Origin of the sequence: Salinicoccus sp. Bachu38 (assembly GCF_038561955.2) — a bacterium.
Classification (GTDB): domain Bacteria; phylum Bacillota; class Bacilli; order Staphylococcales; family Salinicoccaceae; genus Salinicoccus; species Salinicoccus bachuensis.
In genome coordinates this window covers 2,577,599-2,602,794 of sequence record NZ_CP138333.2, presented here as the reverse complement: position 1 = coordinate 2,602,794, position 25,196 = coordinate 2,577,599, and the positions used below count along the sequence as shown (strand labels likewise).

Annotated in this window: 32 protein-coding genes and 1 riboswitch; of the genes, 26 read left to right on the top strand and 6 right to left on the bottom strand. The window is 40.6% G+C overall.

Annotated features, from left to right (window positions below; all coding sequences use genetic code 11):
- Positions 1–3: 3 nt before the first annotated feature.
- On the bottom strand, positions 4–624 hold the full coding sequence (locus RQP18_RS13240; protein ID WP_342388134.1) for a helix-turn-helix domain-containing protein: 621 nt from the start codon (positions 622–624) through the stop codon (positions 4–6).
- A gap of 123 nt (positions 625–747) precedes the next feature.
- Between RQP18_RS13240 and RQP18_RS13235 the strand changes: the two genes are divergently transcribed.
- From RQP18_RS13235 to RQP18_RS13160, 16 genes are all read left to right on the top strand, one after another.
- On the top strand, positions 748–1,014 hold the full coding sequence (locus RQP18_RS13235) for a helix-turn-helix transcriptional regulator (RefSeq protein ID WP_342388133.1): 267 nt from the start codon (positions 748–750) through the stop codon (positions 1,012–1,014).
- 13 nt (positions 1,015–1,027) lie between these two features.
- A complete protein-coding gene (locus tag RQP18_RS13230) occupies positions 1,028–1,300 on the top strand; it encodes a helix-turn-helix transcriptional regulator (RefSeq protein WP_342388132.1) in 273 nt (90 codons plus the stop codon).
- Between the two features lie 14 nt (positions 1,301–1,314).
- Entirely contained in the window at positions 1,315–1,809 is a 495-nt protein-coding gene (locus tag RQP18_RS13225) for a hypothetical protein (RefSeq protein WP_342388131.1), read from the top strand.
- Entirely contained in the window at positions 1,806–1,982 is a 177-nt protein-coding gene (locus tag RQP18_RS13220; protein ID WP_342388130.1) for a hypothetical protein, read from the top strand. Before RQP18_RS13225 ends, RQP18_RS13220 begins: the two co-directional genes overlap by 4 nt.
- A 24-nt stretch (positions 1,983–2,006) precedes the next feature.
- Positions 2,007–2,300, top strand: coding sequence for a hypothetical protein (locus RQP18_RS13215; protein ID WP_342388129.1), 294 nt, complete (start codon positions 2,007–2,009; stop codon positions 2,298–2,300).
- 109 nt (positions 2,301–2,409) lie between these two features.
- Positions 2,410–2,670, top strand: coding sequence for a helix-turn-helix domain-containing protein (locus RQP18_RS13210; RefSeq protein ID WP_342388128.1), 261 nt, complete (start codon positions 2,410–2,412; stop codon positions 2,668–2,670).
- Positions 2,667–3,527, top strand: coding sequence for a DNA replication protein DnaD (locus RQP18_RS13205; RefSeq protein ID WP_342388127.1), 861 nt, complete (start codon positions 2,667–2,669; stop codon positions 3,525–3,527). The genes RQP18_RS13210 and RQP18_RS13205 overlap by 4 nt, the downstream gene beginning before the upstream one ends.
- The gene (locus tag RQP18_RS13200) at positions 3,528–3,890 is read left to right on the top strand and encodes a hypothetical protein (RefSeq protein WP_342388126.1); all 363 of its coding nucleotides are present in this window, start codon (positions 3,528–3,530) and stop codon (positions 3,888–3,890) included.
- Positions 3,883–5,160: a replicative DNA helicase gene (locus RQP18_RS13195; protein WP_342388125.1), complete on the top strand. Its 1,278-nt coding sequence runs from the start codon at positions 3,883–3,885 to the stop codon at positions 5,158–5,160. The genes RQP18_RS13200 and RQP18_RS13195 overlap by 8 nt, the downstream gene beginning before the upstream one ends.
- Before the next feature lie 17 nt (positions 5,161–5,177).
- Positions 5,178–5,513: a hypothetical protein gene (locus RQP18_RS13190; protein WP_342388124.1), complete on the top strand. Its 336-nt coding sequence runs from the start codon at positions 5,178–5,180 to the stop codon at positions 5,511–5,513.
- Entirely contained in the window at positions 5,510–5,788 is a 279-nt protein-coding gene (locus tag RQP18_RS13185) for a hypothetical protein (protein WP_342388123.1), read from the top strand. Before RQP18_RS13190 ends, RQP18_RS13185 begins: the two co-directional genes overlap by 4 nt.
- A 382-nt stretch (positions 5,789–6,170) precedes the next feature.
- Positions 6,171–6,377 carry a hypothetical protein gene (locus RQP18_RS13180; RefSeq protein ID WP_373446088.1) on the top strand — a complete coding sequence of 69 codons (207 nt, stop codon included), beginning with the start codon at positions 6,171–6,173 and terminating at the stop codon, positions 6,375–6,377.
- A 33-nt stretch (positions 6,378–6,410) separates the two neighbouring features.
- Positions 6,411–6,713: a DUF771 domain-containing protein gene (locus tag RQP18_RS13175; protein ID WP_373446087.1), complete on the top strand. Its 303-nt coding sequence runs from the start codon at positions 6,411–6,413 to the stop codon at positions 6,711–6,713.
- Positions 6,714–7,223: 510 nt separating this feature from the next.
- Positions 7,224–7,892, top strand: a complete 669-nt coding sequence (locus tag RQP18_RS13170; RefSeq protein WP_342388120.1) for a hypothetical protein — start codon at positions 7,224–7,226, stop codon at positions 7,890–7,892.
- Entirely contained in the window at positions 7,893–8,372 is a 480-nt protein-coding gene (locus RQP18_RS13165) for a hypothetical protein (protein ID WP_342388119.1), read from the top strand. It abuts the gene before it with no gap.
- 192 nt (positions 8,373–8,564) lie between these two features.
- Complete coding sequence (locus RQP18_RS13160; RefSeq protein ID WP_342388118.1) at positions 8,565–9,209, top strand: hypothetical protein; 645 nt, start codon at positions 8,565–8,567, stop codon at positions 9,207–9,209.
- On the opposite strand, the gene RQP18_RS13155 is transcribed toward RQP18_RS13160, so the two are convergent.
- Together RQP18_RS13155 and RQP18_RS13150 are read right to left on the bottom strand one after the other, a co-directional pair.
- Entirely contained in the window at positions 9,196–9,333 is a 138-nt protein-coding gene (locus RQP18_RS13155) for a hypothetical protein (RefSeq protein ID WP_342388117.1), read from the bottom strand. The genes RQP18_RS13160 and RQP18_RS13155 overlap by 14 nt on opposite strands.
- A 405-nt stretch (positions 9,334–9,738) precedes the next feature.
- Positions 9,739–10,290 (bottom strand): hypothetical protein, encoded by a 552-nt coding sequence (locus RQP18_RS13150; RefSeq protein WP_373446086.1) that lies wholly within the window; start codon positions 10,288–10,290, stop codon positions 9,739–9,741.
- 303 nt (positions 10,291–10,593) lie between these two features.
- Between RQP18_RS13150 and RQP18_RS13145 the strand changes: the two genes are divergently transcribed.
- The 3 genes from RQP18_RS13145 to RQP18_RS13135 all read left to right on the top strand — a co-directional run bounded on the left by RQP18_RS13145 (position 10,594) and on the right by RQP18_RS13135 (position 13,196).
- On the top strand, positions 10,594–11,688 hold the full coding sequence (locus RQP18_RS13145) for an Abi family protein (RefSeq protein WP_342388115.1): 1,095 nt from the start codon (positions 10,594–10,596) through the stop codon (positions 11,686–11,688).
- A 164-nt stretch (positions 11,689–11,852) separates the two neighbouring features.
- Positions 11,853–12,542, top strand: a complete 690-nt coding sequence (locus tag RQP18_RS13140; RefSeq protein ID WP_373446085.1) for a hypothetical protein — start codon at positions 11,853–11,855, stop codon at positions 12,540–12,542.
- 12 nt (positions 12,543–12,554) lie between these two features.
- A complete protein-coding gene (locus RQP18_RS13135) occupies positions 12,555–13,196 on the top strand; it encodes a hypothetical protein (protein ID WP_342388113.1) in 642 nt (213 codons plus the stop codon).
- 351 nt (positions 13,197–13,547) lie between these two features.
- Here the strand turns inward: RQP18_RS13135 and RQP18_RS13130 are convergent, their stop codons facing one another.
- Positions 13,548–14,828, bottom strand: coding sequence for a DUF2382 domain-containing protein (locus RQP18_RS13130; protein WP_342388112.1), 1,281 nt, complete (start codon positions 14,826–14,828; stop codon positions 13,548–13,550).
- A gap of 192 nt (positions 14,829–15,020) precedes the next feature.
- On the opposite strand from RQP18_RS13130, the gene RQP18_RS13125 reads away from it, so the two are divergent.
- Positions 15,021–15,866 (top strand): helix-turn-helix domain-containing protein, encoded by an 846-nt coding sequence (locus tag RQP18_RS13125; protein ID WP_373446084.1) that lies wholly within the window; start codon positions 15,021–15,023, stop codon positions 15,864–15,866.
- A gap of 211 nt (positions 15,867–16,077) precedes the next feature.
- Positions 16,078–16,716 carry a YfbU family protein gene (locus tag RQP18_RS13120; RefSeq protein ID WP_373446083.1) on the top strand — a complete coding sequence of 213 codons (639 nt, stop codon included), beginning with the start codon at positions 16,078–16,080 and terminating at the stop codon, positions 16,714–16,716.
- Positions 16,717–16,789: 73 nt separating this feature from the next.
- On the opposite strand, the gene RQP18_RS13115 is transcribed toward RQP18_RS13120, so the two are convergent.
- Positions 16,790–17,185: a general stress protein gene (locus RQP18_RS13115; RefSeq protein ID WP_342388109.1), complete on the bottom strand. Its 396-nt coding sequence runs from the start codon at positions 17,183–17,185 to the stop codon at positions 16,790–16,792.
- Positions 17,186–17,334: 149 nt separating this feature from the next.
- Positions 17,335–17,435, top strand: a riboswitch (purine riboswitch).
- Between the two features lie 79 nt (positions 17,436–17,514).
- Here RQP18_RS13115 and guaB point away from each other — a divergent pair.
- A complete protein-coding gene (gene guaB / locus RQP18_RS13110; RefSeq protein ID WP_342388108.1) occupies positions 17,515–18,984 on the top strand; it encodes an IMP dehydrogenase in 1,470 nt (489 codons plus the stop codon).
- A 20-nt stretch (positions 18,985–19,004) separates the two neighbouring features.
- A complete protein-coding gene (guaA, locus tag RQP18_RS13105) occupies positions 19,005–20,549 on the top strand; it encodes a glutamine-hydrolyzing GMP synthase (protein WP_342388107.1) in 1,545 nt (514 codons plus the stop codon).
- A gap of 150 nt (positions 20,550–20,699) precedes the next feature.
- On the opposite strand, the gene RQP18_RS13100 is transcribed toward guaA, so the two are convergent.
- A complete protein-coding gene (locus RQP18_RS13100) occupies positions 20,700–21,416 on the bottom strand; it encodes a hypothetical protein (protein ID WP_342388106.1) in 717 nt (238 codons plus the stop codon).
- Between the two features lie 372 nt (positions 21,417–21,788).
- Here RQP18_RS13100 and RQP18_RS13095 point away from each other — a divergent pair, with 372 nt between their 5' ends.
- The 3 genes from RQP18_RS13095 to RQP18_RS13085 all read left to right on the top strand — a co-directional run bounded on the left by RQP18_RS13095 (position 21,789) and on the right by RQP18_RS13085 (position 25,023).
- Entirely contained in the window at positions 21,789–22,694 is a 906-nt protein-coding gene (locus RQP18_RS13095) for a YitT family protein (protein WP_342388105.1), read from the top strand.
- A 159-nt stretch (positions 22,695–22,853) separates the two neighbouring features.
- A complete protein-coding gene (locus RQP18_RS13090) occupies positions 22,854–23,702 on the top strand; it encodes a prealbumin-like fold domain-containing protein (RefSeq protein ID WP_342388104.1) in 849 nt (282 codons plus the stop codon).
- Between the two features lie 106 nt (positions 23,703–23,808).
- Positions 23,809–25,023 carry an ammonium transporter gene (locus RQP18_RS13085; protein WP_373446082.1) on the top strand — a complete coding sequence of 405 codons (1,215 nt, stop codon included), beginning with the start codon at positions 23,809–23,811 and terminating at the stop codon, positions 25,021–25,023.
- The last annotated feature ends 173 nt before the right edge of the window (positions 25,024–25,196 follow it).

Below are 25,196 nucleotides of genomic sequence, written 5' to 3'. Positions count from 1 at the left end.
GCATTAGAGTTCTTCTATATTCGATTGAGTTTGTGATAGCTCATCTACTATATTATTAATTAGCTCTTCGGAAACATTGTTATCTTTAAGTATTCTAGCGATATCGTACTTCATAGCGTTGATTTGTTCTGTTACAAACCATATAGTATTTCTTTTATTAAAAGGCTTGTATTTTTGAGTTTTATCAGAATCATAAATTTTATTTCTTATAATTTCTAAAACAACATTATCTGCATCGAAATTCATACCTTTATAATGCTCATTTTTTGAATCAGTAGATTGCCCTTCGATAATATCAGTAACTTCTTTAATTAAATTATACTTGAAATTAATATCATATAATTCTTTATATCTTTTATCGACATTCGTGTCCTCCTCTAATTTTTCTACTAACTGCTTAACTCTTTCATGTGTTTCTGGTCTAGTAAGGTGATGTGTAGACACTCCCCCAAGTTCGGCAATCTTCTTTAATGTGATATCGTTAGGAACATTTTTTCCACTTTCCCATTTAGAGACATTACTTTTCCCCGAATTCAATTTTTTTGCAAATTGCTCCATTGTTTCTTGCCTGTTAACCCTAATATTTTTGATCCGTTGTCCCAATACTTTCTTATCAATATCCAATAGCATTCACCTCTTTATAATAAATATTACCACATAAGTGTCAAAAGTTGAACAAAAAACATTGCATCGTGTCCTCGTATTTGTTAAGATTAAAGTGTCAAAAGTTGAAAGGTGGTGATTGGCTTGAAAAACAATGTCTCTAAGTACCGAAAGTTTATAGGTCTGACACAAACCGAATTAGCTGAACATTTCGATATAACTCTACAATCATATTCTAGGAAAGAGAGAGGAGTTATACCTTTTAATGACAGAGAAAAGGTAGAAATAAAGAATCTTTTACTCGAACATTTTCCGGATATCACAATTGACGAAATTTTTTTTGCGGATGAAGTGTCAAAAGTTGAAATGGGAGTTAAGGAGAACGTTAGAAATCAAAACATTAGCAATTAAGGAGGGATAAGCAATGGGAGAAGTGCATCAGATCTATGAGGAGCCGAACTTGAACAATACAGTTACAAAGCCGGAACAAGTCACAACTAAGCCAATATATGTGAGCAAGAAAGTCGCTGCTGAAATGTTCTCGGTCAGTAAATCGACCATCTATAAGTGGCTGGCCGAAGCTGAGGATAGTGGGGAATGGCCGATCTTATCAGTTAGACCCTCAGCTACAATCACTCTGATCCACCTGGATACATTAGAAAAATTCATTGTTTCAAAAAACAAAAGTTTTCTTTAAAGGAGGTGAAAAGCATGTCCGAATTTGTTGAAAAAATGATGGAGGTTGCTGAAGCTTCAGACACCAGCCAACTGATTGATGCTGATAATGCCTTCGACCTCCAGGCTGTCTACACAGCTGAAAGAGATCTGTTCATCATCGGCTTTAGGAACGTTCTGAAACCCTACCACAAAAGCGCCATAGCGACCGTCTCAGAGCAATCTATATCTGAAGGGCACTATCAGTTCAGACACTGCATCAGTCGCTTGTGTGAGGGCTTCGAGGTCTATTATGAGGAGATTAACCATTCTCAACCTGGCATGAGAGATGTCAATAAAATATACAGGAATGTCAATCAGCTCCATGATGCAATGACCGACCTCATTCTGTATGCAGCAGCCATTGAAGAGCCGACAGCTGAAGAGGTGCAAAGCTTCAATAAGGCACACACCTACTTTACCAAACGAAAGGATTTAACCGCAGCAGATCTATTAATCATCCGCGAAGAGATAGGGGGAGTGAGCGCATGAAACTATTACAAGCATTAATTCCAGAGATCCTGGTCGTGTCCAGTGTTCTTACGGCAAGCATAGCCATGCTGGTACTGATGGGGTGGCCGTATGCATTGATATTCTTCAGCGCATTCTTGCTGGTCGCTAGTGTCTATGTCAATAACGTGATGCGAACCGAATTGGATGAATAATAAAAAATCAAAGGAGTGTTTTGAATGGTAGTAAATGAGACTAGAAGTTATACACACGTAACAGAAGAGGTTAAGGAATTCAGTCCGGCACTAGGCCATGAGGTGTACGACTTAGGAAGTGACCTGGAGAGTGCTGAAACTGAGAAAGAAATTAAGAAAGAGGGCATCGAAGCGATGGTGCAAAGCTTGAAGGAAGAGCTGGATGAATTAGAGGGCTTCTATGATGTGCATGCTGAGGGCAAAAAAACTATTGTTCACGAAAAGGTGGAAAGGCTTAGAGCGTTAATTGAAGTAGTCAGGGTTTACAATCTCAATTAAAAAATCGACCACTTATTAAAGTGATCGATAGTTACCGACGGCCATCGGTAGGACGAGAAATCGCATGTGTATATTATAGCAAACTTTGGAGGTGATGACTATTAACAACATGAAAACAGTAGAGATGGGAGGTGTCTTTGACGAAGGTTATGGCATCATCCCTAAAAAAGTAATGAAAGATACCGAATTAAGCATTGAAGCGAAGGCGATATATTCATTACTTAGTACCTATGTCGCAGGAGAATCAGATGATTCTAGTGTCGCTACGATCTGCTGCTCCTTGAACATATCCGAGCGTAGATATTACAGGCACCGTAAGCAGCTAATAGATAAGGGATATATGACCGTGAAAAAGGAGGGGAGGTTATGAGTAGTTGGTTTTCAATTCATCGAAGCATTAAAAATCATTGGTTGTTCCAGGAAGAAAGAAAGTTTTCCAAGTTTGAAGCATGGTTCTTCATTTTGATGGAAACGAACTTTGCTGATGGTAAAGTGCCAATCGGAAACCAGATTGTAAGTGTGAAGAGAGGAGAGTTTTTCACTTCTAAACTTAAATTGTCTGAAAAATTTGGATGGTCTAGAAAAAAATTAGATGCATTTTTAAGAGCGCTCGAAAGAGACAACATGATACACATCAAAAGCACAACGAAATATACCCTTATAACCGTTGTCAATTATGACTTTTATCAAGGTAACGAAGGACGAAATGCACAACAAAAGAGACAACAAGAGAGACAACAAAGTGAACAACAACCGCACAACAACCGCACATCAAATGCACAACAACTGCACACAACGAATAAGAAAAAAGAATTTAATAATGTTAATAACTTATATAGCGCAGCTGGTGAAGAATCAAATTCAAGTTATGAACACGTGGATAAAGGTCATGAACCGAAAGAGAAAACCAATACAGTCGATCTACTGAATAAGTACGGTATGCCTGATAATAAGTTAGGCAATAAAGACCGCATGGAACTCTTCGAGCTTCATGAGAAGGTGAAGGATAAGTATTTCATTCGAGCCATAGAGAAGGCAAAGACTAAGAACGCTCCAACTGCCAATTATGTCCTTGGGATATTAAGGCGTGAAACAGAGGGTGGGAAGCTCACTTATGAAGACCTGGAGAAGCAGCCTGTTAAAACGTATGGGCATCGTAGCAGGAATAATGACCCAATCAAACGATTGAGAGAGCTAACTGAAGAAGATGTGTTTGGAGGGGAGTAGATGGAATTCATTCAAGCCAAATCAATAATGGAAGAGTTATATGCAGTATATCCCAACTTCAACCGCAAAGGCATTGAGGACTTCGACAAAATATGGATCAAGCGCCTGATGAAGGGGGACTATAAGAAGACCATGCGTAAGGTTGAAGAGTACACGGGAACCAACCCGTACCCACCTTCTCTTGCAGATGTCCTGGTCAAAGAATATAAACCAACACCAATAGCGCAGATGGAACTGCCCAGGGCAACTGCGGAGGTCGAAAGGGAGCTGGCCGACCCTGAAGCCCGGAAGAGACGGGAAGCCACCCTGGAGAAAGCCCGACAGAAGAGAATGGAGTTTCAGGAGCTGATGCGAAGTGATTAATGAAAGCACCAGGATGACCGATGTCGATTATTCAGAGAAGGCCGTCCTTTCCGTTGCGATCAAATATCCGGAGAAGAGACGGGACATCCGATTGAAGCCTGAACACTTCGCAGACAAGCGGCATGCAGCCATCCTGGAAGCGATAGTGAGCAATCCGCACTTTACCGAAAACGATTTATTGAGCATGGCGCTGAAAGACAGTAAGAAGTATGGCGGTTTTGACTTTGCAAATGATATCGCCAACTTCCCATTGCCTACAAGGTTGACATTCAAGACCGACCAGATGGAAGTATACCGCTTATACAAGCATCGGGAGATCTCAAAGCTGGTGGATGAATACAAGGCTGCCCCGACAGATGGAGCGGCACTGGAAATCAGCGGTAAGATTATCAGGATGAACCAGTTCGACATTAACGGAGACAGCTCCAAAATTGATGTCATGTCCGAGATCCTGGACGACATGAATAATCCCAAATCGAACCGGGTGATTCCGACAGGCTTCAAGAAACTCGATTACCTTATTACCGGATTCGAGGACGGCCAACTGAATGTTGTAGCTGCTAGACCATCGATTGGGAAGACCGCCTTTGCAATTGAATTAGGAAAGAACTTGGCGACTGAAGAGAATCAGGTTGTGTTTTGCTCAATGGAAACTAGAGAACGAAACATAACGGAGCGCATCCTAGCGAACATTGCCAAGGTGCCGCTGGTCAAGTTCAAGAATCCTTCGAGGGATATGAACCAGGAGGAAATGGATCGTGTGCTTGCTGCAATGGATGTCTACAACAAAATGAATCTGAGGGTGGTGGAGAAGCCGAAGATGACACCGGATGAAATCCGGGGCATAGCAAATTCATTGAGTGAAGCCGAGCATGGCATCATCATTATCGATTATCTCCAGCTCATGCAGTCAGACAGCAAGCATAACAGCAAGTATGAAGAAGTCAGTCATATCTCCCGTGAGCTGAAGATCATCGTCCAAGAATTCGAGAATATCACCATTGTGGCGATTGCGCAGCTGAATAGGAGTGTGGAGCAGCGACAGGACAAACGCCCGATGATGAGCGACTTGAGGGATTCAGGGGGCATAGAACAGGATTCCAACATGATTATGATGCTTTACCGGGATGATTACTACTACAAGCCCGAAGAGCAGGATACAGAGCCGGGTGCCCCAAGTACCATGGATGTCATTGTTGCGAAGAGTAAAGACGGGGCGACAGGCACCGCACAACTTAAATTCTATAAGACCATTCAGAGATTGTATTAAAAAAAGGAGTTGATCGTATGGCAAGAACACAGAACGTTTTAAATGCACTCAATTCAATCGAACTTGGCATCTGCTTTGCCGAAAAGCAGAGGGGCAGCAGTTATGGCGAAAGAATCTATATGACCTATAACGTATTGAAACATTCCATGTTCCATGCTGTCTCCAAAGATAAGATGACGATGAGCGACCCCATCGAGCGTTGGGAGGAATACCAGGAAGCCCACAGCTTTTTGGAGCATCTGCATTTTGCCAATGAATATCTTACTTCCATCGGCCAAGAGCCGCTGGATTGCAGTGAAGCGGTGATGGATGAATTCAAGGCGATTGCCTTCAGCAAGGGACGATACAAATGACCACGGTTAAGGATCACCTGGAAGGCATTAATTACACCCTAAAAGAGAATGGAGCGGAAACCACGATATTCAAGTTAAGCCTGGTATGGAAATACTCAATCCTCTACCTGATCCAAAAGGGAGCGCTGGACTTCTCAGATCCAGTGGAGAAGTGGAAAGCCTATGTGGAGAGGTATTCACCAGCCGACCATTTCAAGACGGCCAACGCCTTTCTGAAGCGACAGGGCGCAGCACCGCTGAACTACCGTGATGACATGTTCCGAAATAGCGTATAAAAAAGAGATCTGCTAATCAATCAGCAGACCTCACATAGAAAGAGTGTATTTAGATAATTCCATTATACATCATTTCAATTCATGAAGGTGTATCAAATAAGTTTAGGTGGTGTAAGTGTGAGCTTTAATTTTCTATGTGAGGCTGGAAGAGGAATGTTGTTTGCCAAGTCTAGTGAAGTGCTGGCGCAGAGGTGGTCCTGTGATTAAGTGGCTCAGCAGGTACGAGGCTATCAACCAAGAAATTGCCGTAATTGAAATTGATATCGGTTGTGCAGAAATAGAATATTACAGGTGGAAGGAGGGAGACCTATCCAAAACTCAGTCATTCGAAGCCCTACTCTTAAAGCAGCGTGAGCTCTCGCAGTTAATCCAAGACAAAAAGGTGCTAATCAACAAGCTCAAGGAACAGTCGGAAGCCATCGAGAAGACCGTTGAAAAGTTCAAGGGCATCCATAATATGATTGCGAAAGAGAAATATATTCACGGGAAAACACTCGCGAAGATTGCAGGAGAAAATCACTATTCGGAGCAGTACATCTATAATAAGCATGCTGAGATCAAGAAGATACTCAGCTACACTGAAAGCTGAATTAGTAGAAAGCAGGCGGTTTAAATCCAAAGGTTGAATATTCAAGTGACGATCCCGGAAGACCATGTCATCATTACTCGCGAAGAATACGAGGCGCTTCAGAGTGTGGAGTTGACAGGCAAGTTCATCAAGATGAAAGAGCTGGTCGCTCACACAAGCCATAGCGCTCCATGGATTAAACAGAATGTGCTTTATAAACCAAATTATCAGAAGGATTTAGAGGAGATTGTCTACTACCCAAAAAATCAGGGTGACACATTTATCTTCAAGGCCAAAGAGATGTACGAGTTTCTTGATAAAAACTTCTTAAATATTTTGAGAGAAGAAAGGGAGTGAATCTATAAACGTATTCACATATGATAAGTCAGGCAAGCCGATAGTATTACCCGATCATATCACAAGACAAATACTGATGATGTTAAGGAAGGAGCGGTAGAATTGATATTTGATGAAAAGTTTTAAAATTTCTCGTTCAAGAAGCGTTCAAAGATGTACCTTCGAAGAAAGAACAAGGGTTGTACTAAGAGTGAACAATTCTCAGCATCAGCGGGACAAAAGAAACCTGGTTCAATGAAAAATTGCTTGCACATCTGACTTTCAAAGAGTTTATCTTTCGGCCAGACAATAACTATTAGATTCATGTAACTAAGGGATTAGCAAAACTTGAAGTTGTACTGAGGAATCTGGAAAAAAACTAGACCCCCGGGTCAAACCAAATGGATTTTAATTTGAGTCCAGGGAACGGCGAGGGGGAGTCTACTCCAGAAAAAAAGTTAAAAATAATTTCAATATAAGGGGGGCTCCCCCTAATCTAAATCTAGATTAATGATAAAAAGAGGAGATTCTATGAATATTAAAGATATGCTTAAAGTATGGAAGGAAAAAGATCAGGAGTACAAACTCGGAAGTGCTTTAAGTAGAAAGACAGTGATTGACAAAAAAGAACTTAAACTACCGTACTTTGAAGAGACGTTTAAAGTAATGTTACATCTTGATCAGGAGGAGCAACGTTTGTCGAATGAAATGAGTTATACAGAAGAACTTGAGATGTATGAAGAAGCATTAGAAAAAGCTAAGACCGAAGACGAGTATAATCATATCGAAAAAAACATTAATCATTTAAAGCGATCTTTAAAATTGAATATAAATAAAATTTCAGTAACCATTCCCGCAGAAAAAGTAAAAGTGATTTTAGATAATCACCAAGTTGAAAAGGCAAAAGCTGAAGCAAGATCTAACCAGCTAATTAAAGATAGAAACAGCATTCAGAGTCAGGTTGAAGAATTGAGAAGGAAAGAAAAAGAAATTGAAAAAGAGATATCTAAAATAAGTAAGCTAATTCGTCAAGCAGACGTTTTACCCGAATTTATTAAGAGTGAGGGGAACACTGTATTGCTTTCTTATAACAAAGAACAAAAGACCGCAGTCCAACCATTGTATAAAACACTACTGTACTTAGAGAATTGGCATACTACAGATGGAAATCCCTACAAGACTATTAAGGAAGTGAAGTAGATGAGCATGATTATTCCTCGCATTGAAAAAGCCAAGCAAAATTTCGAAAAGCGAAGAAAGACGCTTAGCGTCACAGTAAAGTATAAACTATTTAATGAACCCACTATAAAGCAGTTTCACACTGCTCTTAACACTCATATCGACTCTAAGGGTTCTAATGAAATAACCAAAGAGATTGTATTTTATATAGAAGAAAAATTTTGGGACGAAAATGAGATCTATTTAGAAACCATTGGAAGAGCTAGAAATATAGTATCTGGAGTACCATTGATCGAATTAGATGGACATACTACCAAATGGCACGGTATCAGAAGTAGGATTATCTTCCACATGTATTCTTTAAAAGATAAGGCGGTAAATTTTCCTAAGCCTATAAAAGAGAACGAAGATTTCAAAATAACAATAGAAAGCATCACCGCTTATGAACACGACACAGACATTCCTTTCTCATGGGACGACGTTCAACCAATTGAAAATTGAGGAATGTTTTAAACCGGAGTAGTTTAATGGTTTGAGACATTTGTCAAAGAAGTTCAAAAGGTCTTACATCGATATTTAATTAGATGTGAGACCTTTTGCTTATCTTTAATATATAATTTCAGTGCTCATTTATACCTAGGTGTTAGTATTAGGTAATGAAGTTGGTATAATAAAAAGAAAAGGTGATTATTAGTGAATTTGTTTTTATCAATCATAGCCACAGGTGTACCAGGGTTTATATCATACTGGATTCTAAGCCAATTTAGACTATTGGATGTAGATAAAAATAATAAAGATGAGAAACTAATTCTTCTTACAGGATTATCCCTCATCAATATCTTTGTGGTTTATTTAGTACTTGTTTCTCGTGATTACTCGTTTCCGTTAGAGTCAATAACACCAAAAACTCTTATAGGTGTTGCTCTTACTTCTATGATAGTTGTTCTTATACTTTCTGTGTTAATTTGGCCGCTAATAATTAAAATTACTAAAGATTTATTAAATAAGTGGAAATTCGTGCTTAACATTCCTAACGATTCTAACCGCACTGTGTTTGATGAAATAATGATGAGTAGACCCAATGAAACTTTCACCCAAGCATATATATTTACGTTTGATGACAAGCTTATTATAGAGGGTGCAACGGGCTATATTTCACATGACAGACCAGAATTATCGATAAGAAATAAAATAGATATCACCACCACATATGAGCAAGCGATCAAAGTTTATAATAAAACTGATAACGAACATAGAGAAATTCTCATAGACTACGAGCGACAATTAAAAATAATCCTAATCCATTTTGCTAAACCTAAAAAATCTAATCCTTCTTAGGAGGTTCAGGTGAGTTTTTAGGTTTCGGGTTATACTCGCTGGTTGTAAAGTTTTTAGATTCTTTTAATGCGTGGGGTCTGCTGTTCTCTTTCTTAGTTTCTTTATTGTTCTTATTCTCTGTCATATTCTTCTCCCTTTCATGTTAAAATAATTTTGAGAGGCTACCGCTTTTCAACAACCACTCAGTTTAGGCGGGCAGGGTGGTTATTTTTATTTAACTAAGTCTTCTTATATCTATTTTTTGTAATAAAATGTTCTGGAAGCTTATATAAATTAGTATACCAAAGAGTAAAGGCTTAAATATGATGGTAAATTAGTCTTTAGCTCTAAAATAAATAAGATAATGTATATGTGATTAGCACCGAGTCAAATGATGATTCGGTGCTTTTTTACGTTTGTAACATATATCGCAGATAGTAGTAGAAAGGTTATAAATAACCGTACTTGTCAGTAATTTAAAATCTTTCACGCAATTGTTGGAGCCAGAAGTACAAACGTTCTGCTGGTGATGAGTAAAAAAGTTTAGCATCTAAGAAAATAGATTCATTAAAATCTCCCATACCTTGTCTCTCAATAGTAAGAGTATTGGCGTAAATATCCAATATAAAATATTGACGACTCGAGTAAATACATTGTCATTGTTTAGGCCAAGATATCCAATCACACACTTTGGGAAAAATACAACCGAGTCTATCCAGTACATTAAATTAAAATTTTGATGAAACTTATACTGATGTGCGTCGACTCCTTGATATATCAGGGGTAGCAACTGCTTCAAAACTTGTCGATCAGCTGTCGGATAGCTTTGTAAAGGGGCGACTGCAACATTTCTGTAATGTCGGGGACCTAAAACATCAGTATACGCAATTGGGGTGTCGTTAATATCAACCTTTTTTAGTAGTTGCCTCATTACTTCGCCATTAGGAGCTTTGACTAATTTATCTTTATCATTTAACCAATTTTCGAATTTATTAGCTTCACGTTTGATTGAGTTATAATCCAATCCAGTTGAGGTTGTTCTATATAAAAAAATCGCTAGTAAAAATGCAAACATATATACAAAGATCACATCAACACTCACTTCCTTTATAAATTAACTAAATTATAACAAAGAAAAGGAATTTAATGTTAGAGTGAAAGAGCACATAAGATAGATGGAGTATAGCGTTTATGAACTTTTACGATATATGCTCTTAAAATATTTGAAGTCGCTCAGAATGGCTTATTTTACCACATAACTTGGTGTAAATATTATATAAAAATAGTGTTAAAAAACTTTACTACTATACTTATGTGTAGTACAATAATATGTAATATAAGGCTAACCGCCATGGCTCTACTATTTTAAATAAATAGTAGAGCTTTTCTTATAAGTGGGGATATAATGGTTAATGAAATTAAAGGAATGAATTTTTATAGTTTTTTAAATAATGACGCACTTGAGAGAAGATGGGGTATTGAGGAGTTATTAAATCAACTATATAGTATAGAAGATAGGTTTTATTCGAAGAAACCTTTTATAACTAAAGCTCACCAGATAAAGTTATTAAAAAAGCGTAATCTTAAATTTGAGCAAGAAGATGTAGCTGAAGTAGTATTACATAATATTCCTTACTATAAATTGGTCAATGGATTCAAGAATAACATCTTGAAGGATTCTAAAGAAGATTATAGCGGGTACAGCTTCGAAGATTTAATTGATTTATACAATTTTGATAGAGAACTGAGTACAGTCATTTTTAAGTATATATTGATATTTGAAGAGTCCTTTATATCGAGTTTGTCACATTATATATGCATCCATTTAAGTTATAAAGATCAAGTTTATTTAGATAGAAGTAAATATAATAGAGGCAAGTTATTACCAAGCGGTGCAACAGAAAAAGACATTGTATTTCAAAATATTGAACGGTTGAAAAAAGAGAGAATAAAGCCAATAGAGCACTATAAAAATTATTACGATAATGTACCACCATGGATACTATTTCAAAGTATGGATTTTGGCAATAAGAAATATTTGTATAAAATCTGTAGTGAGAAAATCAAAGACGATATTGTAAGTCACTACTTAGGTGGTTATAAACAGCATCAAAAAGATATATTTATGTATAGTTTAAACATGATGAACAATTACAGAAATGGCGCAGCTCATGGGGATATAATTTCTAACACATTTTACATAAAGCAACCCAAAATTTCAAAAGAATCTTATGTAAGAGGATTAGCTTCTAAGAGATATGTATTTAAAAATTACAATGAAGATATTGGTAAAGTTGGGCTTTTCTCTCTCATGCTATGCATGAATAGGGTATTTAGGAAAAGGACTACAGTCAAAGATGACTTTAGAAATGATATAAGTAAGACTATTAATGATTTTGAGACCAATAATCCAAAGTTATATGGAGAGTTTTGTAAATCTATGACATTTCCCCGAGACTACTTAACGTATTTCGATGATTTAAATAACAATGTAAATTGAAAAATGTGATCAGGTGATTTGAAAGGAGCGATGAGTCGCTCTCTATTCCCTAAATAAAATGCTTCCCTCAAATGAGAGAGGTTACTTAAAATTGGGTATTAAAAGAGAAGAAAGTCAAAAAAGATATAATGATTTCAATTTACTAAAAAATAATGTAAATTTATATGAAGAAAGGCGGTGTTATAATGGAATTGATTGGATATATCTCTTCAGTTTTTGGAATTCTAGGGACAGCTTATGGACTATTTCAACACTTTTACCATAACCAGATAAAATTCTATTTCTTTATAACAAAACTTTTTAATAGGAAAAAGGCCGTCAAGTTTTCAGTTCTTTCAAGGGCAACCATTGACGAATTGGATATCAAGAGTCTAGCTAAATCAGTTAGAGATAACTATACTGAAAGCAAGAAAGTAAACTCTTCGAATAATTCTATAACCATTAATATGGGTGACTTTATTGCTTCGATAAATTTCGATGATTTTCCAGCAGATGAATTTGGAGAGAACTTCTCTATAGAGTGTTTCGTTACCACAACTAACTATAAGAACGCTATTAATACTGTTGACGATTATATTGATTTTTGTAAATTTATTAAAAATAAATTGAACATAGATAGCTTTATGTATACCCTTACTATTGATTACAGTAAAGTTAAAAATCCTTATCTATCAGCTGATATAGGGGCTCTCAAATCAGGGTACATTAAAAAATTGTTATGTGTAATTGATACTAACTTCATATCAGAAAACAATATAAACGATGAAGTTATTATTAGTAAGAATAAACTTAACTTTACTTCAAAAAATGACATCCAGGTTTATAAAGTTGCAGAAAAATTTATGATTGTTTAAGGAGATAAAACTATGCAATCCATATGGATATTTGAAACGATGAGTAATAATATCGAAGTTAATAATAATACTGCCGAAAGAATAGAAGAAATTAACGGGTACGATGAAAAATTAACTACTCAACTATTCACAAATGAAGAAGTTAGAAGTTATATCAGATGCAATTTAGTAATGGATGAGGTAATCAGTATTAGAGCAAGAGCATTAGGAGAAGAGCTAGATCAAGTTATAGTAAAAAACAACTATGATGTGTTAGTAAGACCATCTGATGGTACAATGATAGCATTCGCCAACAAAAAAGCAGCAATGGAAATCAGAGATTTTTTTAAGGCACAATACCAATTGGAATACGAAGCTAGAACATTTGATTTGAATGAAATCATGGAAACCTCAAATAACGTTAGGAAAACTCAATTCAAAAATGTCACTATAGAAACTCTTTCTGGTAGTTCATTAAGCGGTCAACAAGTTCACAACACGGAAGTTTTCGACATAATGCACACTGCTGGTGAACTTACTAATGTGGCTGTTGCTTATCCATTCAGGGATAAAGAAGCCAGTTTTACAGTTTCTATATATGGCAGTGTTGTAATGTACTCGAATTTATCCATTGAAGAATGTCTAGAGTTATTAGATGAACTTTTTAATATATAACGATTTCTGCCACCTCATAATAGGTGGCTTTTTTACTTTACAATACAAGCATAATGAACTAATTAATATAGAGTAGATACTATAAGGTATTCTCACCTAGAAAGAGTTTGGTTTCAGGGCAATCTCAGGGCAAAATTTTAAATAAAGGGCAAACGGTATCGGAATTGAAACAAGACTGAAGTACCCAAAAACCTTGGAATAACGTTATTTCTATTAAGTCTAGTACCCTTGTAAAGCGTACTATATAAAAGAAGAACAATAATAATGTGAGTGAAATCCCCATCCTTAATGGATGGGGATTTTTTGCGTAAAAAAAGCCCATGGCCTGAGCCATGGAGCCAATTGAATCTATTATAGTCTATCTTTGTCTCTATCCAGACGATCGTCATCAAGACGTCCTCTGTCATTTGTCGTCTCGTCAATGTCCACATCTTCGTGGCGGACATCTTCGGAAACGTGTTCCGTGTCTCTGACTTTGTCTTTCTTGACGACAACTTCTTCATTTACGACATCTTCTTTTTCTACATTTACACGCTCTTCGTTGACCGGTACATTGATGGAGTCATGGTCATCCGCGTCAACATCGCCTGCAGGACGGTCTCCATCCACGGGGCGTCTCTCTACTGTGACCTCTTCACGTTCGACCGGCACATCGAATTCCTGATGATCCGTCTCAACATGCTTGTCGACATTCACTTCACCTGTCTGAACCCTCTCTTTGTCTACGTTCAGCCGTTCTTCGCGAAGCTGGATTTTCTCTTCGTCCGTAAGGTCATCCCGGTCTGCAAACTCATCGGTATCGTTTGCAGGGCCACTGGTGTTCAAGGCGCGTTCATCAACGCTATAGCGCCCTTCCCTATCATCCAATGGTGCATCCCGTTCTGTATTGATTACATTCTGGTCACGACGTCCTTCGACCATGTCGTCGTTGATTGCGCGGTTATCCCGATCAGCATATTGATAGTCCTCTTCGATTTCCGGCCGTTCAGCACCATCGACATAACGGTTTTCATCCCGTTTATTGGAACCGATGCCGCCATCTGCTTCAGTCGTACCTTCGTTGTGTGCGCTACCGAGGGCGGAATCTGTTTCCCTGTCGATTTCCGGCCGTTCAGCGCCATCGACGTAACGGTTTTCATCCCGCTCATCAGAACCGATGTCACCAGCTGCCGCTGTAGCACCAGCCGCTCCTGTTACACCAGGGCTATGCGCACTGCCAGGAGTGGATCTTGGACGCTCTGCAGAGTCACCCTTATCCACCCTGTCTTCATCATCTTCGAGCAGTGGATCTTTAGGATAGTCAGTGGTGTCCCCTTCAATTTCATCGTTGACATAGAGAAGAATCTTACCGCTATCCAAGGCTTCCTTATACTCTTCCTCTTCCTGTGGATTCAGATTGAGGCCTGTCATTACCCGTTCTTCAGGCTGTTCTGCAGTAAACCAGGAAACGATCTTATCCCAAGTGCTTCCTTCGGAAGTCTTGTAGTTCACATCAGTATAGTTCAAGGAAGAACCTTCAAGCTCTTCTCTGGAAACTACAGTAATCTGATTTTCGGCTATCCCTTCGGATTTAAGCTGTTCAATTCTCCCCAACATTTCCTGTTCGCTCATGTATGATTCAATCTTACGCATAACTCATACCTCCATTTTGTTTGATGATTAGGTTTCGTTACATCTCTAGAAAATGACTGATCATAGCGCGCATGCATCATCCTAATACGTATTAGATTTATACCCCTGTGTATATTTAATAAACTCTCCTGAAAAATTTAATGGACGTCCTGACAGGGCTGTGGAATAATAATCTAAAAAGGGTGGAAATGATTGGAAGATATCTCAAGCAAGATCAGGATAAGAAGAAAAATGATGGCACTCTCCCAGGGAAAACTTGCGGAAGGCATTACCTCCCAACCCGCAATATCCAGATTGGAAAATGGAAAGTTCACCATACGTTTGGATGAATTTCTGGATGTGATGGAACGCCTCAATCTGAGCATACATGATGTATTCTGCAACGGTGACAAGACACCCGACCTTATTGTGCGGGAGCGATTGGATGATGCAAGATCAAACCAGGATTACATAAAGATGGCTGAGATTCTGGAAAGCGAGAGCGGCGGATTCTGGAAGCAGTCGCCGGAACTCGATGGATATAAGTATTGGCATCAGGGGCTTGTAAAGCAATCAAAGGGAGAATATAGAATGGCACTCCGCCTGATCAGTACAGCGATAGAAAAGAACCAGACGAATGAATGGATGTATGAAGCGGTCGCAGAAATGCATCTGGCCAAAGGAAATATATACAATATGACTGATTTGGGTGGTTTAGATTCTTATAAAGATGCCCTATTATTTTATGAAAAATCAAAGAAACAATCTCCGGGCCTGGTAGTGAAAATCCTATACAACTTGGCAGTCAGTCTCTGTGAAGATAACGAACATGAAAAATCATTGAAGTATTGTAACAAAGCCTTGGATATACTTCATAAAAATGACTCTACATACTTGATTGTTCATATATTGTATATGAAATTGTCCGCCTTGATACACTTGCGACAGTATGAAGAATATACAGTTTTGAAAGAAAAGAATAAGATTTTTTTTGAAAACTATAATGAGGTTGAATTGTTGAATAAATTAGAAAACTATTCAGCGAGGAATATTTCCTAAAAAACAATGCTTATTTTCTTTCAAATCTTTTACAATGGATGTGTTCCTATATAGAAACAATACTCGAAAAAGATTAGGAGATATGAAATTGAAAAAGTTGATAAAATATTTGATGGTGGCAATGCTACTGGTTGGTGGGAATAGTATGCCACTTAGTGATGACGCAATGAAACAAGCAAGCAACTGCTGGTGTCTGGACTTCATCTTCTAAATGGGGGCGGACGACAACGGAGTGAATGGGCTGGATAGTCCTCTGGCAAGATTGGTGCTCTTGAACCAGTTCAAGATTATGAGTCTCCTTGACTCGGCAAATTGGGATTCCTATTGCTACTACATGGATATTCTTACTGAAGGGATACAGAAGAAGTATCCCCATGTCATGGAAATGATCAGCCGGGATGAGGTGACTATGGATGTGTCCGGAGAGGTGGACCTGGTTCTTGAAATTTTCAACAAGGTGGAAAGATCGATGGGACAGTTATCCGAAGAGGTGCAGGATGAACTGTCTGCAGGCTATCATGTACATTTCAATGGGTTCGATAGCGGCAGTAATGTAGAACGTCATCATTTTACATACTGCAATTTTTTGAACCGGCATAAGGAAATTGATATCCAAAAAAGGGAAGGTGACATATATAATTTGTCGCTTCATCATTATAGGCAGATGATCCTGAACCACAAGTCGTATGAATATATGGACCTTCTATCGGCTGATGAGATTAGGAATGTCTGTATTGAAAAGGGGCATGAAATGGAAATGCTCAGGCCGAAGAATCTGAATATTACTGATGTGGGCGGCTTGAATGCACTGCAGGTGGTGAAGGAAAGCGGCTTGGGCGCGAAGGAGTAATTATTAGTGGAACCACAGAATAAAAATGATCTGAAGCTGCATACAGCAGCTTCAGATCATTTTTTCTTCCGATCTATTCAGGGTCTTTGACTTCCCCTTTGAAATCCGCTTCTGCACTTTCTTCCCTTTCCTGCTGTTCTTCCCTCCGTTCCATGAGATCCAGGTCTGCATAGAACATCAGATAGTTCCCTTCACTGATTTTGAATAAGTATCTTTCTATTTCGTCTTCATCCAGTTCATAATCATGAAGGAACCGTTCTGCCGGCTCGTTTCTGGCTAATATCTCCTTCAGTCCTATGTCACCCGTCACGTGGATATGATAGACGACTTCTGTATATTCAAGGGCTTCGAATTCTTTATCGTCCCGGCCCATAAGATGGATATCCTCTTCATAATACCCTTCAGCTTTCAACTGTGTAATCCGATCGAGCACTGCTTCCTGACTATCATACAGTTCGAAATAATTCACGATGAACCTCCTTTTCACAAATATCTTCAATTTTAGTTAATATTCCCTGTCTGACCTCTTCAAAACCCTCTTAAAGTATTTGTTCAAATTTTCAGTATTATCCCTATTATCGAAAATGCATTGTTTATACCGGGCTTTTTTGCTATCATAAGTAATTAATTATTTTATTTCATATAATCATAATAATATGGATTATGAGTTTCTAGGCTTTACCTTAAATAAAGCTGCTATGGAATAACAATTGGATATCCGATCATCGGCTGTATCTTCATTGTTCCTATCATATGTCTTTTTTAAGGTGCACTATTTTAAAATAGGAGGCAATAAGAATGTGGGAAAGAAAGTTTGAAAAAGAGGGTTTGACGTTTGATGATGTGCTGCTGGTACCGGCGCATTCAGAAGTATTACCGAAAGAAGTGGATCTGTCCGTACAGCTGTCCGAGAGCATCAGGCTGAACATACCGGTTTTGAGTGCAGGCATGGATACGGTGACTGAATCTGCCATGGCGATTGCGATTGCACGCCAGGGGGGTCTTGGTGTCATCCATAAGAACATGTCGATTGAACGCCAGCGTGATGAGGTGGAGAAGGTCAAGCGTTCCGAGAACGGTGTCATCAAAGATCCCTTCTTCCTGACGAAGGAGGAGCAGGTGTTTGCAGCAGAGCATCTGATGGGCAAATACCGTATTTCCGGTGTTCCAATCGTCAACAATCCGGAAGAGAAGAAACTGATCGGCATCATTACAAACCGTGACCTGCGTTTCATCGAAGACTATTCAAAACCGATTGATGATGTAATGACGAAGGAGAATCTTATTACTGCTGAAGTGGGTACGACACTGGATGAAGCGGCACAGATTCTTCAGAAATACAGAATTGAAAAACTCCCACTGGTCGATGAAGACAATATATTAAAAGGACTCATCACAATAAAAGACATCGAGAAGGTCATCGAATTCCCCGGTGCTGCCAAAGATAGCCAGGGGCGTCTGCTTGTGGCGGGTGCCATCGGCATCGCCAAAGAGACGGACAAGCGTGCTGAAGAGCTTATCGCAGCCGGGGTGGATGCGCTCGTCATCGATACGGCGCATGGACACTCGGAAGGTGTACTCAAAGCGATCCGTGATGTCCGCGATAAATTCCCTGATATCACGCTGATTGCCGGAAACGTGGCAACAGCGGAAGGCACGAAAGCACTGATCGACGCAGGTGTCGATGTAGTCAAAGTCGGCATCGGTCCGGGTTCCATCTGTACAACACGGGTGGTTTCAGGTGTTGGTGTTCCTCAGATCACTGCAGTCTATGACGCAGCGAGTGAGGCAAGGAAACATGGTAAGACGATCATTGCAGATGGCGGCATCAAGCTGTCCGGCGACATCGTCAAAGCACTTGCAGCCGGGGGACATGCTGTCATGCTCGGCAGCCTGCTTGCAGGGACGAGCGAATCTCCAGGGGAGACTGAAATCTTCCAGGGGAGAAGATATAAGACATACCGTGGCATGGGTTCACTGGGGGCGATGGAGAAAGGCTCCAAGGACCGCTATTTCCAGGAGGATTCGGAAGCGAAGAAATTTGTTCCTGAAGGCATTGAAGGGCGTACAGAGTATAAGGGGCCACTCAGCGATACAATCTATCAGCTGATGGGTGGATTGAGATCCGGCATGGGCTATACGGGATCACAGAACCTTGAGGCTCTGAGGGAGGACTCCCAATTCGTCAAGATTACGGGTGCAGGACTGATCGAGAGTCACCCGCACAATGTCCAGATCACTAAAGAATCCCCGAACTACTCTAGATAAGATAGGAGCACGGTTGAAAGATGGAAATGGCTAAAGAGCAGGAACTCATACTGGTTATCGACTATGGCAGTCAATATAACCAACTCATTACACGGCGTATCAGGGACCTTGGAGTCTACAGTGAACTCCATAACCCAAGCATTACAATAGAAGAAATCAGAGAATTGAACCCACAGGGCGTTATCCTCTCAGGCGGACCCCGTTCCGTCTATGCAGAGGATGCATTTACTGTGGATCCGGAAGTGTTCGAACTTGGCGTACCGGTGCTCGGCATCTGCTACGGCATGCAGCTCATCACACAATTGAACGGCGGGGAAGTCGTCCCTTCAAATGAGAAGGAATTCGGACCGACTGAAATCAGTCTGGATATCAATGCACCACTGTTCAAAGGACTGGCGGAAAATGAAACGGTTCTGATGAGCCACAGCGACAAAGTCACTCATATTCCGGAAGCCTTCAAACAAATCGCCTATACGCCGTTGTGCCAGTATGCAGGCATCAGGCATGAAGAGAAGGAAATCTATGGCGTGCAGTTCCACCCGGAATCCAAGCACTCCAAAAATGGCGATACATTCCTCAGGAATTTCATACGTGACATCTGCGGATGCCACGGAGAATGGTCGATGGATAATTTCATCGCCATTGAAATTGATAAGATCCGCGAGGAAGTGGGCGACAGGAAAGTGCTGTGTGCAATGAGCGGCGGGGTGGATTCATCCGTTACCGCCGTATTGATGCACAGGGCGATCGGCGACAACCTCACATGCATCTTCGTCGATCATGGTCTGCTCCGCAAGGGCGAAGCGGAAATGGTCATGGAACAGTTTGGTGAAGGGTTCAACATGAATATCATCAAAGTGGATGCAAAGGACCGTTTCCTGAATAAGCTTAAAGGCGTGGCCGATCCGGAACAGAAGCGGAAAATCATCGGCAATGAATTCATCTATGTATTCGACGATGAAGCGTCCAAGCTCGAAGACGTTGATTTCCTTGCCCAGGGCACGCTCTACACGGATATCATCGAATCCGGTACAGAAACGGCAACGACGATCAAGTCGCACCATAACGTCGGCGGACTGCCGGAGGACATGCAGTTCAAGTTGCTCGAACCGCTCAACACACTGTTCAAGGATGAAGTGCGTGAGCTCGGCATAGAGCTCGGCATCCCTGAGCACCTTGTATGGAGGCAGCCGTTCCCGGGCCCGGGCCTCGGCATCCGCATCCTTGGTGAAATCACAGAAGAGAAACTGGAAATCGTGCGCGAAAGCGACTGGATCCTCCGGGATGAAATCAAGAAGGCAGGACTCGACCGTGAAATCTGGCAGTACTTCACAGTCCTTCCGGACATCCGCTCCGTCGGTGTCATGGGTGACTACCGTACATACAGCCACACCATCGGCATCCGTGCCGTCACAAGCATCGACGGCATGACGAGTGAATTCGCCAAAATCGACTGGGATGTACTGGAACGCATTTCAAAACGCCTCGTCAATGAGAGCGAACAGATCAACCGCGTCGTCTATGACGTAACAAGCAAGCCACCGGCGACAATCGAGTGGGAATAGCTGAATAGAATTAAAGCACTCTATAACGGCAGTGGTTATAGAGTGCTTCTGTTTTATAGTCATGAATCAGAAAATGGATTACAGACAAGACACGCCGCAGGAAAACCGTCCTGCGGCGTGTCTTTTTATTTGTCTAAACTTAAAATTGGACTACTTCTTCTTATATGACCAGGACCATTTTTCTCCATCAGAAGAGAAATGATAAACATACTTGTTTTCATGATCGTATAAGTGGAAGTCGTAGGCCCCGGCTTTCACCGGCTTTTCATTCAGCTTCTCTGGATCATTATGGGCCAGGTAAATCAGCTCATCATCCGTAAAGTTCTTTGAAGTTGCATATGACCATTTCCAATACGTGCCGTCATAGGAAAAATGGAATTCATAACCGTCATAAACAAAGTTATAGTTATACGGTGTATCTTTCAGCGGAGCGTCATTCAATTTTTCAGGTGAATATAATGCCAGTTCAGCCATATTTTCTTTTGTTGCATCCATATCCACTGCGTCAATTCCTTGCTGAGGAAAGTTTGTCTGTCCGTTATTTTCTCCAGCCTGAAGCTGCTGTTCTTTTTGGTATATTGCTGCGACTTTTTCATTAAATTCTACTTGGGACAACTCGCCGAAGTCCTTTTCGTAAGCCAATTCGTTAATTCTGTCCTGAGATTCTTGGGACATCCATGTGATATCAAATCCTGTGTTCGCCCATCCGTCACCATCCGGATCAGTTTCTGCAGGGAGTATTTCGCCCCAGACAGTTTTCGCTCCCTCTTCTTCCTCCGCTTCATCTGCTTGTGCCGTGCCGCTCATTCCTGTAAACACCAGTGTACTCGAGACTAGTAGTGAACTGAGTAAAGTTCTTTTCTTCATTTAAGAACTCCCCTTTCAGAGATGATTGAATCTCTTTCTACCATGAAAGTAACATAGGCAATTTGACGTTTCAAATGTACTGAAAATACTGAAAATATTAAACAATACATGGCATACTTTATATCAAACTTAACTTTATTATTGCTGTCGATATTCTATAAAAGACTGTCACATCAACTATATTGCTGCATATTGTATTGGCGAAGTATCGGGTGGGAATAACAGCATATATTCTATAGTCCTCTGATCCTTTTAGGACAGAGGTTTTTTTTGGGTTAAAGAATATAAATTAAATAACATTTCCAGTGTTGATGCAATATGAGACTAAAACTTATATACTTGAAATCATTGTAGAGAAAAAGGATGTGCGATATGAAAAATTTTGGACTTATGGTACTGGGTACTTTTTTCTTTGCTTTTTCAGTAGCGATATTTGCCATGCCCAATTCGCTGGCAGAGGGAGGAATCCCTGGGTTGTCCCTATTGCTATATTTCGGCCTGGGCTGGTCTCCGGCACTGGTAACTTTGGTTGCGAATGGTCTGGTTTTATTAATTAGTTATCGTTATCTGCCTAAATCGATAATATTAAAATCAATTATTTCCATCCCCTTATTTTCCATCTTTCTCTTCTTATTGGAAGGTTTTGGTTCCCCGATGGGTGATCCTCTCCTTGCGGCGCTTTATGCAGGCGTTTTTACTGGAATCGGTTTTGGTTTCATTTTCCGTTCAGGGAGTACTATTGGCGGGACATCTACAATTGCAAAGGTATTGAATTATAACTTTGGCTGGGGAATAACAGGAACCAACCTTGTGCTGGATGCTTTAGTAGTGGCGGGTGGGGTAATGGTTATAGGACCCATTCTGACACTATATACTGTTGTGGCCTTATTTATAGGAAAAAAAGTGACTGACTATGTTCTGGAAGGTTTTGAATCAAAGAAGATCATACATATATTTTCGGACTATAGTGAATCAATAGCCCGTTCCATCAGAAATAATCTCGGCGCCCACACCACCATACTGCAAGGAAGGAACGACCGGAGTGGGGATGATGAAAATCTTATTTATGTTGTAGTTCCAAAACAGCAACTATTCTATTTGAAAAAACTGATTGGGGAGATAGATGAGAACGCATTTACTGTTGTCAGTACTGTGAAGGATGTGAGCGGAGGTTCATTTTCAAGGGCGCATTATCCGCTTCAGAAAACTTTTATCAGTGAAAAGGAAGAAAAACAGTATTACAAAGAAAAAGCGGATTCTGATGAGGAGCCAAGATAATGAATAAATGAAGCAAGCCATGCTTCAAGTCATAATTCAGTTTGTACCCAAGGTGTTCTTATTTTTTATTTTATAGTATTATTTAACCTAGTGTTACAGATATTGGTGGATTGAAATGTATGCATCACTAAAAATATAAGACTATCATTGGAGGCTGACATGCGTAAAATTGCCTATTATATCGCTATTATACTATTCATTATACTCATACCTGTTTCTCGGGTAGCTGCAGATACTCATGAGGAAGCGACCCAGGAGAATTCACAGGACCCTTCGACTGAAGACACGATGGAGGAGCCGACCTCAGAACCTTCTGCAGAAGAGGAATATACCGGCGAGTACTATGAGGAGTGGACGGAAGAGACATATGATTACGTCCCTCCTCAAACTGAAGAGACATATGAAGAATGGACTGAGGAATCTTACGAAGATTCATATGAAGACTACGAACCTGAACCGACTGTGGAACAGACGCTTGAGCCGACTGTCGAGGAATTCACCCAGGAGGTCATCGAAGAACCGGTTGAAGTGCCAACTGAGGAGCCGGTTGTAGAAATGGAACCGGTGAAGGTGAATATCAATCAGTCTGAAGTGACTGAGTTTTCGATTGAGGGAAAGGTAATGGCAGGTGCCAAAGGTGTGGAGGATGTCACGGTCTCCCTCTCGGGAGAGAAGGAAGATGAAGCGGTGACGGATGCAGAAGGAAAATTCCAATTCCCGGAAGTGCCGGCCGGAGACTATACGCTTGAAATGGATGTACCTGAGGGGTATGAAGCGGATGAGGCAGACAAAACATTGACGATTGATAATAAAGGAAAAAAAGGTCTCGTCTTTGACCTTTCTGAAAAAGATGAACCGCAAGCAGAAAATCTGGAACCGGAAGAACAGGTATCTGCTGGTGAAAACATAGAAGACCCGGGGATGAACACGATGCTGGTGATTATGGGAAGTGTGCTTCTGATGCTCGGTCTGTTGATATATGCCATTCGGATGCTTCGGAATAGATAGATGATGTGAGAAAGTCTGACATGTGATGTCAGACTTTTTTACATGGATTTTGAACATTCAGAAAATGGTTATATAATGTCCTCATACTTAATTTGGGGGAATGATCATGGATACGATTTTTATATTTCTTTGTACACTTCTGGTCTGGCTGATGACGCCGGGACTGGCACTGTTCTACGGGGGTCTTGTGCAATCCAAGAATGTGCTGAATACTTCGATGCACAGTCTTGCCGCTATTGTCGTCGTAACTTTTGTGTGGGTGGGTCTCGGATTTTCCTTGAGTTTTGGGGGGAGTAACCTGTTCATAGGAGACCTTTCATATATCGGTCTGACAGGAGTCGGATATGAACCGAACGCTGCATTTTCCGAAACGATTCCATTTGCCTTATACATGCTGTTTCAGCTGACATTCTGTACGATTGCAGTCTCCATCCTTACAGGGTCGGTTGCAGAACGTATGAAGTTTGGTCCTTTTCTATTATTTATGGCATTATGGGTCATCCTTGTCTACAGTCCGGTCGCGCACTGGGTGTGGGGCGGTGGGTGGATTCACTCCATCGGCGCAATCGACTTTGCCGGAGGGACAGTCGTCCATATCTCATCCGGTGTGTCAGGCCTGGTACTCGCTTTGATGCTCGGGTCAAGGAAGCCGGATAATAAAAAACCGCCGCACAACCTTGTCATCACGATGGTCGGTGCCATCCTGGTATGGTTCGGCTGGTTCGGATTCAACACAGGTAGCGCACTGACATTTGATGCCATTGCGATGAGTGCTTTTGCAAATACGATTCTGGCTTCTACAGCCGGGATTGCCGGTTGGGTACTGGTTGAAAGACTCATGAAAGGCAAGGTGTCACTGATCGGGACACTGTCAGGCATGCTTGCCGGACTGGTGGCCATCACGCCGGCAGCCGGATTCGTCACCTATGGTGGAGCCATGGCTCTTGGTCTCCTGGGCGGTGCAATCTGTTTCTTCGCCATCACAAAACTGAAAGTGCTGTTGAACTACGATGACGCGCTCGACGCATTCGGGCTCCACGGTATCGGAGGCATCGTCGGCGCAATCGGCACAGGGGTCCTTCAGACAAGTGCCGTAAATCCGGGCATTTCAGACGGCCTCCTTGCAGGCGGCGGATTCACGCCTGTAGTTGCGCAGATTGTTGCGGTGACCGCCACAATCCTGTTCAGTGCTGTAATGACATACGGAATCGCCAAAGGCATCAGCCTCTTCACGACACTCCGCACGGATGAGAAAGAAGAGCTCGATGGACTTGATGTTGTCATCCATGGCGAGAAGGCATATGAGTATTCCAACTCATAGAAGTGAGGGAGATATAAAATAGGGGAGAAGTGTTTCATTCATTTAAAAAGGGGTAACATATAATAAAGATTGAAAGTAGTATTTGCTTTCACTGATAAAGTGCCGCTCCAAGTAGCGGCACTTTTTTATATGGCATGCATTCCGAAGGAAAAAATTTACATTTCACAATTTAT